Source organism: Microbacterium sp. GXF7504 (assembly GCF_054798235.1).
The window spans coordinates 837,781-853,271 of sequence record NZ_JBSJZI010000001.1; the positions used below are offsets into that span (position 1 = coordinate 837,781).

The following is a 15,491-nucleotide window of genomic DNA, read 5'->3' on the forward strand; positions in this document are numbered from 1 at the left end:
CCCCTGCCCCGCGCGAGTGGTCAGTCGTGGCGGGGTTCCGGGGCCGTATCCCCGCCACCACCGCCCACTCGCGCGTCGGGATCGAGGAGCTTCCGCAGCGCGGTGATGTCGGCGCGGGTCGCGGGCATCTGGTCGTCGTGGCCGCGGGCGACCCGGTCGGTCACCCAGGACGAGAACGTCGCGACCACGAGCCCGACGAGCACGACGCCGCCGAGCATGAGCAGGACCGCGAGCACGCGGCCCTGGAACGTCACCGGGGTGTAGTCGCCGTAGCCGACCGTCGTGACGGTGCAGAACGCCCACCACACGGCGTCGCCGAAGGTGGTGATGTTCGCCCCCGGCGCGTGCCGCTCGTTCTCGAGCACGGCGAGGGAGATGTCCCAGATGAGCAACAGCGAGGCGCCGATGCCGTAGATGAGCAACCGGGCGCGGAGCATGTTTCCGGCGGTGCGGTTGAAGATGCGGATGCGGGTGGCGGCGTCGAGCAGCCGCACCGGGCGCAGTGCCGGGGTGAGCATGACGGCGAGGTCGAACAGGTGATGGCGCCACCAGACCCACCGGGCGCGGCCGGCGAGGAGGAACCGCGCGAGGTAGTCGACGATGAACACGAGCCACAGCACCAGCGTCAGCGTGAGGGTGACGACACGGGGATAGCCCTGGAGGTCGCCGAGCACCTGGGCGGTGCGCACGACGATGAACAGCAGCGCGGCGACGGTCAGCGGCCAGTACGACGCACGGGACCAACGCCTCGTCCGCGCGTTGTCACCCCGATGGTCGGCCGCTGCAGCATCCACAGCTGCACTCTAGGGGCGCCGCGGCCCCGGCGCGAAGCGGCCGGACCAGGAGGTCAGGACAGTTCGCGTCGGGGCGGACGCGAAGCCGTCGGACCAGGAGGTCAGGACAGTTCGCGTCGGGGCCGCCACACCACCACGTCGGTCGAGCGCCGCACGCGGGTCCCCGAGCGCAGCGTGATGACCGGTCCGCTCGTCCCGGCGGCGAAGACGCGGGCGCCGGGACGGCGGGAGAGCTCCTCCTGCATCCGGGCCTCGAGGTCCTGCACGCGGCTGTGCAGCTCGCGCACGCGATTCTCGAGCTCGATGATGCGGGCGATCGCCGGCAGGCTCATGCCGTCGGCGGAGAGCCGGCTGACCTCGCGCAGCAGCGCGACGTCGTGCAGCGAGTAGCGACGGGAGCCGCCCTTCGTGCGGGCGGGCACCACGAGACCGAGGCGGTCGTACTGCCGCAGCGTCTGCGGGTGCATGCCCGCCAGTTCCGCCGCGGTCGCGATCGCGAAGACGGGGGCGTCCTCGTCGAGCGTGTCGTCGGCCATGGGTCTCACCTCCCCTCCGTCAGCTCCGGGCCTTGGCCATGAGGTCGGCGCGCGGGTTCTCGTCGGGTTCCAGTTCGCGGAACCGCTCGAGCGCCTCCTTCGCCGCACCGTCGAGGTGCGACGGCACGGCGACCTGCACCTCGGCGAGCAGGTCGCCGGTGCCCTTCTGGGTCTTGATGCCGCGGCCCTTCACGCGCAGCACGCGTCCCGAGGGGGTGCCCGGGGCGACGCGCAGCTTCACCGTGTCGCCGTCGAGCGTGGGCACCTCGATGGTCGCGCCGAGCGCGGCCTCGGTGAAGGTGACCGGCACGGTGACGCGCAGGTTCAGCCCGTCGCGTTGGAAGACCGGATGCTGCCGCACCGCGATCTGCACGACGATGTCGCCGTTCTCGCCGCCGTCGTGCGACGGCCGGCCGCGGCCGCGGAGCCGGATCTTCTGCCCGTCGGCGACGCCGGCGGGGATCTTGACCTTGAACGGCTTGCCGTCCTCGCCCTGCAGGGTGATGGTCTCGCCCTTCGCGGCGGTCATGAAGTCCAGCGTCGTGCGCGCGGTCACGTCGGCGCCCTTGGTGGGGCTGCCGTACCCGCGGAAGCCGCCGGTGGGCTGCCCGAACCGGCCGGAGCCGAAGCCGCCGCCCTGGCCGAACATCGTGAAGAAGTCGTCCATGTTGCCGTCGTCGTACCGGCCGCCGCGGCCCTGACCGAACATCGAGAACACGTCCTCGAAGCCGCCGGCGCCACCGCCGCCCGCCGTGAAGCGGGCGCCGGAGCCCATGGCGCGGATCTGGTCGTACTCCTGGCGCTGCTCGGGATCGGAGAGGACGCTGTACGCCTCGCTGATCTCCTTGAACTTCGCCTCGGCCTTGGCGTCGCCCGGGTTCGAGTCCGGGTGGTACTTCCGCGCGAGCTTGCGATAGGTCTTCTTCAGGTCGGCCTCGGAGACGTCCTTGCCGACGCCGAGGACGCTGTAGAAGTCCTTGTCGAACCAGTCTTGACTGGCCATGGGAGCCTCCTAGTCCGCCGGGACGGCGACCACGACCTTCGCCGGCCGCAGCTCGACCGATCCCAGGCGGTAGCCGACCTCGACGACCTCGAGGACGGTGGCCTCGGTCGTGCCGGGGGTCGGCTGCTGGAAGATCGCCTCGTGCTGCTGCGGGTCGAAGGCCTCGCCGGCCTCGCCGTAGGCCTGCAGCCCCATCCGCTCGGCCACACCGCGCAGCTTCTCCGCGATCGCGGTGAAGGGGCTGCCCTCGACCAGGTCGCCGTGCTTGGCGGCACGGTCGAGGTCGTCGAGCACCGGCAGCAGGCCCTTCGCGACCGAGCCCTTGGCGCGCTCGATCTCGACCTCGCGCTGCTCCTCGGTGCGGCGGCGGTAGTTGGCGTACTCGGCCTGCAGACGCTTCAGGTCCAGCAGCAGGTCGTGCTCGGCGGGGTCCGCCTCGGCGACCGCGGCGTCATCGGTCTGCGTCGCGTTCAGGATGTCGTCGACCGTCAGGTCCGGCTCCTGCGAAGCGGGGTCGGAGGCCTGCGCCTCCGACCCCTCCTCGCCGGGCCGAACCTCGTCGCCGTCCTGCGGTTCGAAGTTCTTGTCCGTCATGAGTCCGTCTTACTTCTTGTCGTCCTCGTCGTCGACGACCTCTGCGTCGATGACGTCCTCCTCGGGGTTCGGCACGGTGCCGGCACCCGGGTCGGTCGCGGACGGATCGGCGGGCTGCCCCTCGGCCTGCGCGGCCTGGTAGATGGCCTCGCCGAGCTGGCTCTGGCTCTGCGTGAGCTTGTCGTAGGCGGTCTTCACCGCGTCGTCGTCCTCACCGGCGAGCGCGGTCTTGACCGCGTCGACGTCGGCCTGGACCGAGTCCTTCACCTCGGCGGGGAGCTTGTCCTCGTTCTCCTTGATGAGCTTCTCGATCGAGTACGCGAGGGTCTCCGCCTGGTTGCGGGTCTCGGCCGACTCGCGGCGCTTCTTGTCCTCGGCCGCGTGCTCCTCGGCCTCGCGCACCATGCGCTCGATGTCCTCCTTCGGCAGCGACGAGCCGCCGGTGATGGTCATCGACTGCTCCTTGCCGGTGCCCTTGTCCTTGGCGGACACGTGCACGATGCCGTTCGCGTCGATGTCGAAGGTGACCTCGATCTGCGGGATGCCGCGCGGCGCCGGGGCGATGCCGGTGAGCTCGAAGGTGCCCAGCGGCTTGTTGTCGCGGGTGAACTCGCGCTCGCCCTGGAAGACCTGGATCGCGACCGACGGCTGGTTGTCGTCGGCCGTCGTGAACGTCTCGCTGCGCTTGGTCGGGATGGCCGTGTTGCGCTCGATGAGCTTGGTCATGATGCCGCCCTTGGTCTCGATGCCGAGGCTCAGCGGGGTGACGTCGATGAGCAGCACGTCCTTGCGCTCACCCTTGAGGACACCGGCCTGCAGGGCGGCGCCGACGGCGACGACCTCGTCCGGGTTGACGCCCTTGTTGGGCTCCTTGCCGCCGGTGAGCTTCTTCACCAGCTCGGAGACCTGGGGCATACGGGTCGAACCGCCGACGAGCACGACGTGGTCGATGTCGTCGACCTTGATGCCGGCCTCGCGGATGACGTCGTCGAAGGGCTTGCGGGTGCGGTCGAGGAGGTCCTTGGTGAGGTCCTCGAACTTCGCACGGGTCAGCGTCTCCGACAGCGACACGGGGCCGGACTCGGTGAGCGACAGGTACGGCAGGTTGATCGAGGTCGAGGTGGAGCTGGAGAGCTCCTTCTTCGCCTGCTCGGCGGCCTCCTTCAGCCGCTGCAGGGCGATCTTGTCACCCGAGACGTCGACGCCGGTGGTGTCCTTGAACTGCTTGATGAGGTAGTCCACGATGCGCTGGTCCCAGTCGTCGCCGCCGAGGCGGTTGTCACCGGCGGTCGCACGCACCTGGATGGTGGAGAAGTCCTCGTCCTTGCCCACCTCGAGCAGCGAGACGTCGAAGGTACCGCCACCGAGGTCGAAGACGAGGATGAGCTCGTCCTCCTTGCCCTTGTCCAGGCCGTACGCGAGCGCAGCGGCGGTGGGCTCGTTGATGATGCGGAGCACGTTGAGGCCCGCGATCTCACCGGCCTCCTTCGTGGCCTGACGCTCGGCGTCGTTGAAGTAGGCGGGGACGGTGATGACCGCATCCGTCACCGAGTCGCCGAGGTACTGCTCGGCGTCGCGCTTGAGCTTCTGCAGGATGCGGGCGGAGATCTCCTGCGGGGTGTACTGCTTGCCGTCGATCGGCTGGGTCTTCCAGTCGGTGCCCATGTGGCGCTTGACGGAGGTGAGGGTGCGGTCGACGTTGGTGACGGCCTGACGCTTGGCGGTCTCGCCGACGAGCACCTCGCCGTCCTTCGTGAAGGCGACGACCGACGGGGTGGTGCGGAAGCCCTCCGCGTTCGCGATGACCTTCGGCTCGCCGCCCTCGAGGACGCTGACGACCGAGTTCGTCGTACCGAGGTCGATTCCAACTGCACGAGGCATGTGTGTCTCTCCTTGTCAGGGCCGGGACCGGCCCGTTCGTTCGTTCGTGGAAGTCTCTGCGCGGTCTCGAGGTTGAGCCGCGATGACTCAACGATACCGCGCCCCGGTCGGCACGTCAACCGAACTTGACATGAGCCAGCTCAAGTTTGATGCACGGGCGGACTCGCCGCCGCGGGATACAGTGAGCGGGCGCCACGACGATGCGGCGCGGCGGGCAACGGACCCGCCACCGGCTGTTCACCGAAGGGTCCCACCATGCCGAACATGGAACCGGACGCCCCCATCCCCGTCCCCGCGGAGGCACTCGCCTCGATGGCCGCCGGGGACCGGGCCCCCGAACGCACCCGTCGCGGACCGGTGATCGCCTGGGGGCTGTGGGACTGGGGCTCCGCCGCCTTCAACGCGGTCGCGACGACGTTCGTCTTCACGGTGTACCTCACGAGCAGCTCGTTCGGCAGCGAGACCGAGACCTCGGCGGCGTTGTCCTGGGCCCTCGCCGGCGCGGGCGTCATCGTGCTGCTGATCGCCCCGATCACCGGGCAGCGATCGGACGCCTCGTCGCACCGGAAGCGCTGGCTCGCGATCCACACCGGCGTCGTGGTGGCGTGTCTCGCGCTGATGACCCTCGTCCGCCCCGACCCGGCGTTCCTCTGGTTCGGGCTGGCCCTCCTCGCCGTCGGCACGGTCTTCTTCGAGCTCGCCTCGGTCAACTACAACGCGATGCTCACCCAGATCTCCTCACCCCGCTCGTTCGGCAAGGTGTCGGGCTTCGGCTGGGGCATGGGCTACATCGGCGGCATCGTGCTGCTGCTCATCGTGTACTTCGGCTTCATCAACCCGGAGGTCGGCCTTTTCGGGGTCACGGGCGAGGACGGCATGGCCGTCCGCGTCTCGATGGGCGTCGCCGCCCTCTGGTTCGCGCTGTCGGCGCTGCCGGTGCTGTTCGCGGTGCCCGAGAACACGCCGCTGTACCGGGAGAGCGAGCGCCGGGGCCTCATCGGCGCCTACCGCGAGCTGTTCGCCACGATCCGCCGGCTGTGGCAGGAGAGCCGGAACACCGTGTACTTCCTGCTCGCCAGCGCGATCTTCCGCGACGGCCTGACCGGCGTCTTCACCTTCGGCGGCGTGCTCGCCGCAGGCACGTTCGGCTTCAGCGCGGGCGAGGTCATCATCTTCGCGATCGCCGCCAACGTGGTCGCGGGTCTGGCCACGATGCTCTCCGGGACGCTGGACGACCGGTTCGGTCCGAAGCCGCTCATCATCGTGTCGCTGGTGGGACTCGTCCTCAGCGGCGGGTGCGTCTTCCTCTTCCACGACGCCGGCCAGATGATGTTCTGGATCTTCGGCCTCATCCTGTGCCTGTTCGTCGGGCCCGCGCAGTCCGCATCCCGCACCTTCCTGGCCCGGCTCATCCCGGCCGGGCACGAGGGCGAGGTGTTCGGCCTCTACGCCACCACCGGGCGGGCGGCCGTGTTCCTCGCGCCCACCGCGTTCGGCCTGTTCGTCACGATCGGCGGCGCGCAGTACTGGGGCATCCTGGGGATCGTGGCGGTGCTGCTCATCGGACTGCTGCTACTCATCCCGGTGCGGGCGGCGAAGCGCGCCGGGCGTTGAGCGCCCTCGGCCCGCTCCGCCGCCGCGAGGGCCGGGTCAGCGCTCGGCGCGGGCGAGGTTCTCGCGCAGTTCGTCGGCGTTCTGGCGCACGACGTAGGCGGGGCGGTCACGCTCGACACGCCAGCTCTCCGAGAGCGGGCCGACGCTCACGGTGTCGTAGCCGAACTCGTCGTAGAGCGCGGTGATGAACGCCAGCGCCTCGGGGGTCTCGGCGGCGGTGGCGAGCGCGCGCCGGTCGGGCGTTCCCGCCGGGGTGCCGTCGGTGAGGATCTGGCCCGACATGATGTGGTTGAACCCCTTCACGACGGTGGATGCGGGCAGGTGCCGCTGCAGCAGCTCCGAGGTGGTGGTGCGCCCCTCGTCGAGCTCGGCGATGCGGCCGTCGCGCTCCCAGTAGTAGTTGTTCGTGTCGACGACGAGTTTGCCCGCGAGCGGTTCGACCGGCACCTGCCCGAGCGCCTTCAGCGGCACGGTGACGACGGCCCAGTCCCCTGCCGCCGCAGCATCCGCCGCGGTCGCCGCCCGCGCGCGGGGACCGAGCTCCGCCACGAGGCCGGCCAGGGTCTCCGGGCCGCGCGAGTTCGCGATGACGACGTCGTAGCCGCGGTCGACGAGTCCCTTCGCGAGGGTGGATCCGATGTGTCCTGCTCCGATGATTCCCACTGTGGTCATGCGGAGGGTCAACCCGTAGCGGGCGCAGGAATTCCCGCGACGCGCCGCAACGGCGCATGGGGGATGTCGGCGTGCGCCGCCGGACGGCGGGGGGGTCAGCGCGGCCCTTCCGCCTCCGAACCGTCTTCGGACAGCCGCATCAGCATCCGAGCGGACCGGTAGCGGACACGACCGAGGGGGTCGCGCGGGTCGTAGCCGAGCCGTTCGCGCAGGTGCCCGTGCCGCTCCTGCAGGGAGCTGTGGTGCATGCCGAGCCGGGCCGACGCGGCGCGGATGCTGTCGGTCTCGGACAGCGCGTCGAGGATGCGGAGCGCCCGGTCGTCGAGCGCCGAGAGGGCGTGCACGTCGGGATGATCGGCGGCGTGCGGGTCGCGCCAGAGCAGGCGGAGCAGCCCGTACCCGGCCGCATCCACGGCGTCGTCGGGTCCGGCGAGCCGGAGTGCGATGAGCGCCTCCTCCCAGCCCTGCGGCGCCGCCTCGATCTCCACGTCGACGAATCCGGCGGGCACCGTGTCGACGGCCTCGCCTGCGCGGAGCACGAGGATGCGGACCGCGCCCCGGGCGGTGAGGACCGTCGCGGTGGGCCCGCCCGTCGGCTCGGGTGCGGTGGCCGGCAGCGCCACGATGCGGATGCCGCGGCGTGCATCGAGCCGCAGCCGGTCGGCGATCCGCGCCCGCTGCTGCGCCGACCGTTCCGGATCGACGAGCGCCTCCAGCGCACCCGCGTGCGACAGGTGCCCGGTCGCGGCGACGATCGCGGCCGACAGCGCGAAGCGTTCCAGGATCATGGCGTCGTTCGCGTGCGGCCGGCCGTCCCGCTCGATCCAGACGACCGGACCGCCCGAGGCGCTCGTCTGCGGCCAACGCCCGGGCGTGCCGGGCTCCGGGGACCGCACCCCGTCGGGCCCCACTCGCACGGGACGGTCCTGGTCGACGCCCGCGGCGACACCGCTCAGCACGGCGGCCGCGCGGGCGACCGATTCCATCCCGGCCCCGCCGGCGACCAGCGCGTCGAAGTACGTGATGACCCGAAGCGACTCGCTCGCCTCCGGGTCGAGGGCGGTCAGCCGCCCGGCGAGTTCCTGCATGACAGCCCCTTCGCTGTGCAGGTCATCCTATGCGGCCGCCGGGCGGCCCGCCTCAGGCGCCGAGCACCCGGTCCAGCCAGCGGGTGCGGGCGCCGATCATCTCCTGCGCGAGCCGTGCCTGCGGGACGAAGTTCTCGAACCCGTGGAAGCCGCCGGGCCACACGTGGAGTTCGGCCTCGCCCCCGGCGGCCCAGATGGCGCCGGCGTAGGCGACGTCCTCGTCGCGGAAGACCTCCGCACTGCCGCAGTCGATGAACGCGGGAGGGAGTCCGGACAGATCGGTGGCCCGCGCAGGCGCGGCGTACACCGAGACGTCGTCGCCGCCGCGGCGGTCGCCGAGGAGGGCCGTCCACCCGACGAGGTTGCTGCCGCGGTCCCAGACGCCCACCCCGTCGATCTGCATCGTCGAGACGGTGCTGTCGCGGTCGTCGAGCATCGGGTACATGAGCATCTGCGCGCACAGGGCCGGCCCCTTCCGGTCGCGCGCGAGCAGCGCGACACCGGCCGCGAGGCCGCCGCCCGCGCTGCCGCCGGCGATCATGAGCCGGTCGGGGTCGATGCCGAGTTCGGCGGCGTGGTCCGCGGTCCAGACGAGGCCGGCGTAGCAGTCCTCGACCGGCACCGGGTCGGGGAACTCGGGCGCCAGGCGGTACTCGACCGTGACGAAGACCGCGTCGTGGCGCACGATCGCGTCGAGGAACGCGCTCACGCCGGTCCACCGGTCGCCGATGATCATGCCGCCGCCGTGGGTGTGGAAGATGCCGGGGCCGGTGCCGGTGCGGCCGGCCCGCTGCAGGATCGTCATCTCGATCTCGGCGCCGTCGTGACCGGGGACCACGACGTCGCGGGCCTCGATGCCCGCGACGTCGAGGTCGTCCGCCGCGACGGCGAGCATCGGGGCGGAGCGGAGCAGCGGGATCATCTCCACCGTCAGGGTCGGCGGCATCTGCTCCGCGATGAGCGCGAGGGCCGCGTCGAGTTCGGGATCGAACGGCGGACGGGTGAGGGCCATGAGAACTCCTTCGTTCCTGTGGGTGGGACCCGGTGCGGGCCCGTCTTCATCGTCCTCGACACGCCGGACGCGCCGCACCCGCCATCCCGGGCGGATGCGGTCGGCGCGCCCCGCCGGACGGCGGGGGGGTCAGCGGGGCCAGGCCTCGGCCAGCTTCGTGAGCAGGCGCGCGAGCTCCGCGCGTTCGGCGTCGGTGAAGCCCTCGAGCGCGGTGGAGACCGTCTCGCGCCGTTCGCCCCGGAAGCCGCGGACGGCCTCCCGGCCCTGATCGGTGAGCGCGATGCGCGTCCGCCGGGCATCGGCCGGATCCGCCTCGCGGCGCACCAGGCCGAGGTCGACCCCCTGCTGCACGAGCCGGGACGCGCGGGGCTGGTCGACCCCGATCGCCTCCCCCAGCTCGCTCACCGACAGGGGCTCGGATGCGGCGGCCAGGGCATCCAGCATCCGGAACCGCGCCGGGCCGCCCATGCGGGCGTGGGGTCCGCCGGCCCACGGGGGCGGTCCTGGCGGGAAGCCGCCTCCCCAGGGGCGTGGGCCGCCGTGCGCGCCGGGGCCGTGGTGCGCGTGGTCGTGCTCGCCGCGCCCGGGGCGGCGCGGCCCCCGGAGCCGGCTGAGCGCTGCGGCGATCCGGTCGATCTCGTCGCGGGCTGTTCCGTCGGCGGTCATGCCTCAAAGATACATGCCTCTTGACATGTGTCCGCATGCATGTCACACTGCATGTACATGCAATATGACAAGTAACCGCCGCGGACCGCGGCACCGAGAGGAACTCCCATGACGAACCCCATCGACGACACCCAGACCCCCACGCCCGACGAGCGCACGCTCACGTTCTGGCTCCGCGCCGCAGCGCGTTCCGCGCGCGCCCAGTTCCGCCACGCCGCGCGCGGCGGCGCCACCGACCCCGCCCAGGCGGCGGCCGATCTCGACGCCCGCATCGCCGCGGCCGTGTCGCCCGAGGATGCCGCGACCACCGCGGCGACCCTCGAGGCGATCGCCCGTGCGCTCGGCTGGGACGAGCGCACGGAGCACGGCCGCCCGTTCGGCCGCGGTTTCGGACGGCCCTTCGGCCCCCGCTTCGGCGGACGCGAGCGCTTCGCTCCCGGAGGATTCGCACCCGAGGGCTTCGGCCCCGAGGGCTTTACGCCCGAGGGCGGCGACCCCCGCGCGGAGCGCTGCCGCCACGGCTTCGCCGCCGAGCCGCACCGCCACGGGCACCCGCGCGGCGGCCACGGTCACGGCCGCGGTCGCGGCAAGGGCCACGGCGCAGCATCCGCCCGCGACACCGGCGCCTTCGAGCGCGGGTTCGAGGCGGGCTTCCGCGCCGCCGGCCGCGTCTGAGGCGCGACCACCATCACCGACACCGTCCGGGTCATGCACCCGGGCGGTGTCGTCGTGTCAGCGGTGGTCGAACGGGATCGTGAACCAGGCGACCGCGCCGCCGCCCTCGCGCGGGCGGATCCCGATGTCACCGCCGTGCGCCTGCACGACGCGACGGCACGTGGAAAGACCGATCCCGCTCCCGTCGATCTCCTTCTGCGCGCGGACGAGCGGGTCGAACACGCGGTGGACGTCGCCCGGGTCGATGCCGATGCCGCGGTCGGCGACCTCGATGCGCCAGGCGTCGTCGCCGCGGACGGCCACGACCTCGACGCGGGGGTCGTCGCCGCCGAACTTCAGCCCGTTCGACAGCAGGTTCTGGAACACCGCGCGCAGCTGGGTGGGGTCGCCGTAGACCGTCGGCAGCTCGCCGATGACGATGCGCGGGTCGCCGGCGGGGACGCAGAGGTCGGCGGCGGCCGCCTGCGCCGGCTCCGCGAGGTCGACCGGCACATGCCTGAGCTGCCCACCGACGCGGGCGTAGGCGAGGATGTCGTGGATCATCGCCTCCATGCGCGCGACGCCGCGCAGGCCCGAGTCGATCCAGCCGGTGACCGGTGCCGGGGTCGCGGGATCGCCGTCGAACTGCTCCTGGAGCAGTTCCAGCGAGAACGCGATGGCGGTGAGCGGCGAGGCGAGGTCGTGGCTGATCTGCCCCGCGAAGGCGGAGAGGCGGTCGTTCGAGCGGGCGAGTTCGTCGCGGAGCGCCTGCGCCTGGTCGAGCGCGGTCTGCAGGCGGCGCGCCTGGCGTTCGAGTTCGAGGATGTCGACGACCCGGTCGGCGAGGCTCGCGAGCAGCGCCCGGCGGCCGTGGTCGACCTCACGTGGCTTGTCGTCGAAGACGCAGAGCGTGCCGATCGGCACCCCGCGCAGCACGAGCGGGTGGTTCGCGTAGAAGCGCACCCCGCCGAGCTCGCCGGTGACGAAGGGGTTGTCGCGGTAGCGGTGGTCGGCGCTCGCGTCGGGGATGGCGATGGGCCGCCCGTGGTGCAGGCCGATCGCGCACATCGAGTCCTCCCGCCGGCAGATCGCGGCGTCGAAGCCGACCGCGGCGATCTGGTGCTGGTGCTCGGTCGTGATGATGTTGATGGTCGCCTTGGGCACGTCGGCGACGTAGGCGGCGAGTTCGACGACGGACTGGAGCGCGTCGGGCGTGCGCTCGAGCACGCCGTACTCGTCGATCAGGTGATCGGCGTGCATGTGCTGCGTCGAGCCGTCACCGGCCGTCGGATCCGGCATCCGTGACGCCGACGTCGGCCACGTGGAAGTTCTGGAACGAGCGGGATGCGGTCGGCCCGCGCTGCCCCTGATAGCGGTTGCCGTACGCACCCGACCCGTAGGCGTGCTCGGCGGGCGAGCTCAGGCGGAAGAAGCAGAACTGGCCGATCTTCATGCCGGGCCACAGCTTGATCGGCAGGGTGGCGACGTTCGCGAGCTCGAGCGTGACGTGCCCGCTGAAGCCGGGGTCGATGAAGCCCGCGGTCGAGTGGGTGATGAGCCCGAGCCGGCCGAGCGACGACTTGCCCTCGAGGCGCGCGGCGATGTCGTCGGGCAGCGAGACCCGCTCGAACGTGGAACCGAGGGCGAACTCGCCCGGGTGGAGGATGAACGGTTCGTCGGGCGCGACCTCGATCAGCCGGGTGAGCTCCGGCTGGTCCTGTGCGGGGTCGATGAACGGGTACTTGTGGTTGTCGAACAGCCGGAAGTAGCGGTCGAGGCGCACGTCGACGCTCGACGGCTGGATCATCGCCGCATCCGACGGCTCCAGCCCGATGCGGCCGGAAGCGAGTTCCTGGGTGATGTCGCGATCGGAGAGCAGCACGGGGTCAGCCTACCGAGGATGCGGCTTTGCTATGCTTGCGGGACGCCACCTGGCGTACGGGGCTGTAGTTCAATGGCAGAACTTCTGCTTCCCAAGCAGACAGCGCGGGTTCGATTCCCGTCAGCCCCTCCAATTGTGACTTCCAGAGCGCCTACTCGATGTCGGTCTCGGCGCGCAGTAACTCCTCGGCGCGAAGGCGGAGAATGATGGGGCGAGCGTGCTCGTCGCAGAGCCAGCGTTCGTCAAGGAATCCCACCGCGACCTGACCGCAGGGCCGACCGAGCACCGGTGTCTTACAGCGGTGTGTGTACTTCGGGCGCAGGTGCTGCGGGGCGTTCTCGGCGTAAAGAGAGGGCTTTCCGTCGAAGGAGTGACGTGGACACCTCCATGAGTACCATCCGCCGCTGTCCGCTCCGCCCTTCCCTGGTGTGTAGACGCTGTTGATCCTCCAGATGCGCACCACTTGAATGTCGGCGACTGGGTACCACGCCGGGTTCTTCAGATTCAGGCAGTAGGTGCACTGATTCTCAAGGGGATGCCCCGGCTTGCGCTCTCGGTTCTCAATCTCGGCCAGGTTGTACGCGGTGTCGATGAGCATGTTCTCGTAACGCATCACCGGTTCTCCAGTCGATCTTGAATGCGCGACCACTGTGCGGCGCACGCCGCGGACACGCGGTAGTGGACTTCGCGGCCGCGAGGCGGGCGAAGTTCGTTGCCTGGCTTGCCTGTGAACGGTGCCATCGTGCCTGAAGGCATGTGCGCATTCACCCATCGATACAGATGGGTCCGGAAAGTTGCGATCGCGCTCGGCTTCTCCCCCGTCCACTTCGCGAGATCCGCGATGGACACCCAGGAACCGACCGCGTCGCGTTCGAGGACCGCGTCCATGATCTTCCGGAAATGCGCGGCGGTGGTCGTGCCCGCACTGGCGAGAGCGACGACGTCGTCATCGCTCCACAGCGGGTAGTCAGGGATCCCGTCGAGTTCGCGGGCAGGTGCTTTGGCCTGCTCCGCACGATCAGCGGCGATGAAGGCCGCGAATCGGCGAACTTCATCGGCGAATTCCGCCGGCACCGGGATATTCACGAGGTTTGTCATGTAAGCCAGAGTACTGGAGAACAGAGCCCCATGCAAGACTCCAGGGGTACACCAAGAGCAGTCCAACAGGTCTGGGTTGCTTTCGCCTCGTCGGATGGCCCTGGGTCACGCGCAGCGCACGGCAGACCTTTGCAGCATCGATGAGCTCATTCACGGCCTGGATCTCGCCGCCTGGGCCGACGGCTGGAGCTTCGACTTCGAGGGCCTGGACACCAGGGAGCTCATCGCCTTCCTGTCATGCACAGCAGTCCTGTTCCCGCTCATGGACGCGGACGAAGGAATCATGCCCGGCGTCCCCCTCCCGTCCGGTTTCGCCCGCCTGTCGCTCACACGCCGTTCCGCCCGCCACGGTGGACACCGTTCGTCGGCGGCGGCCGTGGCAGCGTGGAACCCTGCCGCAGTCTGACGCTTCGCCCGCATCCGCCGACGACGTCCTCTCGTTCGACGATGGCACGAGCACCGTCCCGCGGCTACCGGTCGCCGACGACGGCACCGTCGTCGTGATCGGCGCCGGGATCGCGGGCCTCGCCGCAGCACGGGCGCTCCGTGACGCCGGTCGGGAGGTGATCGTGCTCGAGGCGCGAGACCGGATCGGTGGACGTCTGCACACCGCCGAGGTGGGCGGGGCACCCGTGGATCTCGGCGGCGCCTGGGCGCACGACAGCGTCGGCTCGCCGCTCGTGCCGCTCCTCGACCGGTGGGGCATCGAGCTCGTCTCGGCGACGTTCCACGACATGATGCCCGACTTCGCCATGCTCGACCCGGCGACCGGCGCGTTCCCCGACGAGCGCCTGCGCGCTGAATTCGTCGAGCTCGCGGAGGGTTCCGCCGACGCGCTCACCCGCCTCATCGAAGCCGGCGAGAGTGCGCTCACGTTCGATGAAGCGATGCGGCGCGTCGGCGCAGGTGCCTCGCCCGCAGCCGTCGACGCGCTCACCGCCTTCCTCGCCGAGTACGACGCGGAGCCGGCCCGCGATGTGACCCTCGGCAACTATGGACGCTTCGTGCTCGGCCTCGACGAGGACGAAGAGCCCGCCGCCGAGCACCACGACATGTTCCCCGTCGGCGGGTACGGGCGCCTGATCCGTCGGCTCGCCGAGGGCGTCGACGTGCGGTTCGGATCGGTGGTGACCGCGATCCGTCAACGCGCCGACGACGTCACGCTGGAATGCGGGGACTCCCGAGTGGACGCCGACCATGTACTGGTCACGGCGCCGCTCGGAGTGCTGAAGTCCGCAGCCATCGCATTCGACCCGCCGCTGCCCGCCGACAAGCAGACGGCGATCGAGCGGATCGGCTTCGGCACGTTCGAGAAGGTCGTCATCGCCTTCGACGCACCGGTGTGGGAGGGCGACGCCGTCCGCCACCTCATGGGCCGCACCGCCCGCGGCGCATGGCCGATGGTGATGGATTACCGCGCCTGGCAGGATCGGCCGGTGTTCATCGCGACCTGTGCCGGCGACCAGGCGGCAGACATGGCCCGGCTGCCGGAGGGCGAGCGGCTCGAGCTGGTCGCGCAGGTGCTCGCGCAGGCGCTCGGTGGCGAGCTGCCGCCGGTCCGCGACGCCGTCGCCACCGCGTGGACGACCGACCCGTTCACGCTCGGCTCGTACTCCACCGTCACGACCTCGACCGAGCCCGACACCGTCTACACCGACCGTGAAGCCCTCGCTGCACCGCACGGCCGCGTCCTGTTCGCCGGCGAGGCGACACACCCGCTCATCGGTATGGTCGACGGCGCCTGGCTCTCCGGGATCCGCGAGGCCAAGCGCCTGCTGCAGACAGCGACCGTCGGCATCCGTGCCTGATCGCTGCCGGCGGGCGGCGGATTCCGTGCGCCCGCCGGGGCGGGCGGCGAGGCTGTGGGGTAACGAGAAAGAGCCATCCCAGCGTTGGGATGGCTCTTTCACGAAAGAAGTTCGGCGGTGTCCTACTCTCCCACAGGGTCCCCCCTGCAGTACCATCGGCGCTGAGAGGCTTAGCTTCCGGGTTCGGAA

Annotated in this window: 17 protein-coding genes, 1 tRNA gene and 1 rRNA gene; 5 read left to right on the plus strand and 14 right to left on the minus strand. The window is 70.9% G+C overall.

Annotated features, from left to right (window positions below; all coding sequences use genetic code 11):
- Positions 1-20 precede the first annotated feature (20 nt).
- The 5 genes from ACWAUO_RS03945 to dnaK form a co-directional block, all read right to left on the minus strand.
- Positions 21-794 carry a potassium channel family protein gene (locus ACWAUO_RS03945; RefSeq protein ID WP_460773237.1) on the minus strand — a complete coding sequence of 258 codons (774 nt, stop codon included), beginning with the start codon at positions 792-794 and terminating at the stop codon, positions 21-23.
- 101 nt (positions 795-895) lie between these two features.
- On the minus strand, positions 896-1,330 hold the full coding sequence (locus tag ACWAUO_RS03950) for a heat shock protein transcriptional repressor HspR (RefSeq protein ID WP_460773239.1): 435 nt from the start codon (positions 1,328-1,330) through the stop codon (positions 896-898).
- A gap of 19 nt (positions 1,331-1,349) precedes the next feature.
- Positions 1,350-2,333: a DnaJ C-terminal domain-containing protein gene (locus tag ACWAUO_RS03955; RefSeq protein WP_460773241.1), complete on the minus strand. Its 984-nt coding sequence runs from the start codon at positions 2,331-2,333 to the stop codon at positions 1,350-1,352.
- A 9-nt stretch (positions 2,334-2,342) separates the two neighbouring features.
- Positions 2,343-2,927 (minus strand): nucleotide exchange factor GrpE, encoded by a 585-nt coding sequence (locus ACWAUO_RS03960; RefSeq protein ID WP_460773242.1) that lies wholly within the window; start codon positions 2,925-2,927, stop codon positions 2,343-2,345.
- A gap of 9 nt (positions 2,928-2,936) precedes the next feature.
- Positions 2,937-4,808 carry a molecular chaperone DnaK gene (gene dnaK, locus ACWAUO_RS03965; protein ID WP_460773244.1) on the minus strand — a complete coding sequence of 624 codons (1,872 nt, stop codon included), beginning with the start codon at positions 4,806-4,808 and terminating at the stop codon, positions 2,937-2,939.
- A 255-nt stretch (positions 4,809-5,063) separates the two neighbouring features.
- Between dnaK and ACWAUO_RS03970 the strand changes: the two genes are divergently transcribed.
- Positions 5,064-6,422 carry an MFS transporter gene (locus tag ACWAUO_RS03970; RefSeq protein ID WP_460773246.1) on the plus strand — a complete coding sequence of 453 codons (1,359 nt, stop codon included), beginning with the start codon at positions 5,064-5,066 and terminating at the stop codon, positions 6,420-6,422.
- 36 nt (positions 6,423-6,458) lie between these two features.
- Here ACWAUO_RS03970 and ACWAUO_RS03975 read toward each other — a convergent pair whose 3' ends face one another.
- The 4 genes from ACWAUO_RS03975 to ACWAUO_RS03990 all read right to left on the minus strand — a co-directional run bounded on the left by ACWAUO_RS03975 (position 6,459) and on the right by ACWAUO_RS03990 (position 9,860).
- Positions 6,459-7,094, minus strand: a complete 636-nt coding sequence (locus ACWAUO_RS03975; protein WP_460773247.1) for an NADPH-dependent F420 reductase — start codon at positions 7,092-7,094, stop codon at positions 6,459-6,461.
- A 95-nt stretch (positions 7,095-7,189) separates the two neighbouring features.
- On the minus strand, positions 7,190-8,182 hold the full coding sequence (locus tag ACWAUO_RS03980) for a hypothetical protein (protein WP_460773248.1): 993 nt from the start codon (positions 8,180-8,182) through the stop codon (positions 7,190-7,192).
- A gap of 52 nt (positions 8,183-8,234) precedes the next feature.
- Positions 8,235-9,194: an alpha/beta hydrolase gene (locus ACWAUO_RS03985; RefSeq protein WP_460773250.1), complete on the minus strand. Its 960-nt coding sequence runs from the start codon at positions 9,192-9,194 to the stop codon at positions 8,235-8,237.
- 129 nt (positions 9,195-9,323) lie between these two features.
- Complete coding sequence (locus ACWAUO_RS03990) at positions 9,324-9,860, minus strand: MarR family winged helix-turn-helix transcriptional regulator (protein WP_460773251.1); 537 nt, start codon at positions 9,858-9,860, stop codon at positions 9,324-9,326.
- Between the two features lie 108 nt (positions 9,861-9,968).
- On the opposite strand from ACWAUO_RS03990, the gene ACWAUO_RS03995 reads away from it, so the two are divergent.
- On the plus strand, positions 9,969-10,535 hold the full coding sequence (locus ACWAUO_RS03995; RefSeq protein WP_460773253.1) for a hypothetical protein: 567 nt from the start codon (positions 9,969-9,971) through the stop codon (positions 10,533-10,535).
- A gap of 57 nt (positions 10,536-10,592) precedes the next feature.
- On the opposite strand, the gene ACWAUO_RS04000 is transcribed toward ACWAUO_RS03995, so the two are convergent.
- Entirely contained in the window at positions 10,593-11,813 is a 1,221-nt protein-coding gene (locus ACWAUO_RS04000) for a sensor histidine kinase (RefSeq protein WP_460773254.1), read from the minus strand.
- Positions 11,791-12,396, minus strand: coding sequence for a dCTP deaminase (dcd, locus tag ACWAUO_RS04005; RefSeq protein ID WP_460773255.1), 606 nt, complete (start codon positions 12,394-12,396; stop codon positions 11,791-11,793). Before dcd ends, ACWAUO_RS04000 begins: the two co-directional genes overlap by 23 nt.
- A gap of 58 nt (positions 12,397-12,454) precedes the next feature.
- Here dcd and ACWAUO_RS04010 point away from each other — a divergent pair.
- Positions 12,455-12,528 (plus strand) — tRNA-Gly (locus tag ACWAUO_RS04010).
- Positions 12,529-12,547: 19 nt separating this feature from the next.
- Here ACWAUO_RS04010 and ACWAUO_RS04015 read toward each other — a convergent pair.
- Positions 12,548-13,009, minus strand: a complete 462-nt coding sequence (locus tag ACWAUO_RS04015) for a hypothetical protein (RefSeq protein WP_460773257.1) — start codon at positions 13,007-13,009, stop codon at positions 12,548-12,550.
- Positions 13,009-13,494, minus strand: a complete 486-nt coding sequence (locus ACWAUO_RS04020; RefSeq protein WP_460773259.1) for a hypothetical protein — start codon at positions 13,492-13,494, stop codon at positions 13,009-13,011. Before ACWAUO_RS04020 ends, ACWAUO_RS04015 begins: the two co-directional genes overlap by 1 nt.
- 94 nt (positions 13,495-13,588) lie before the next feature.
- Here ACWAUO_RS04020 and ACWAUO_RS04025 point away from each other — a divergent pair, with 94 nt between their 5' ends.
- Both ACWAUO_RS04025 and ACWAUO_RS04030 read left to right on the plus strand, forming a co-directional pair.
- Positions 13,589-13,900, plus strand: coding sequence for a hypothetical protein (locus ACWAUO_RS04025; protein WP_460773261.1), 312 nt, complete (start codon positions 13,589-13,591; stop codon positions 13,898-13,900).
- On the plus strand, positions 13,845-15,302 hold the full coding sequence (locus tag ACWAUO_RS04030) for a flavin monoamine oxidase family protein (protein WP_460773263.1): 1,458 nt from the start codon (positions 13,845-13,847) through the stop codon (positions 15,300-15,302). Before ACWAUO_RS04025 ends, ACWAUO_RS04030 begins: the two co-directional genes overlap by 56 nt.
- A 109-nt stretch (positions 15,303-15,411) precedes the next feature.
- Here ACWAUO_RS04030 and rrf read toward each other — a convergent pair.
- Positions 15,412-15,491, minus strand: a 5S ribosomal RNA gene (gene rrf, locus ACWAUO_RS04035); the annotation flags it as partial.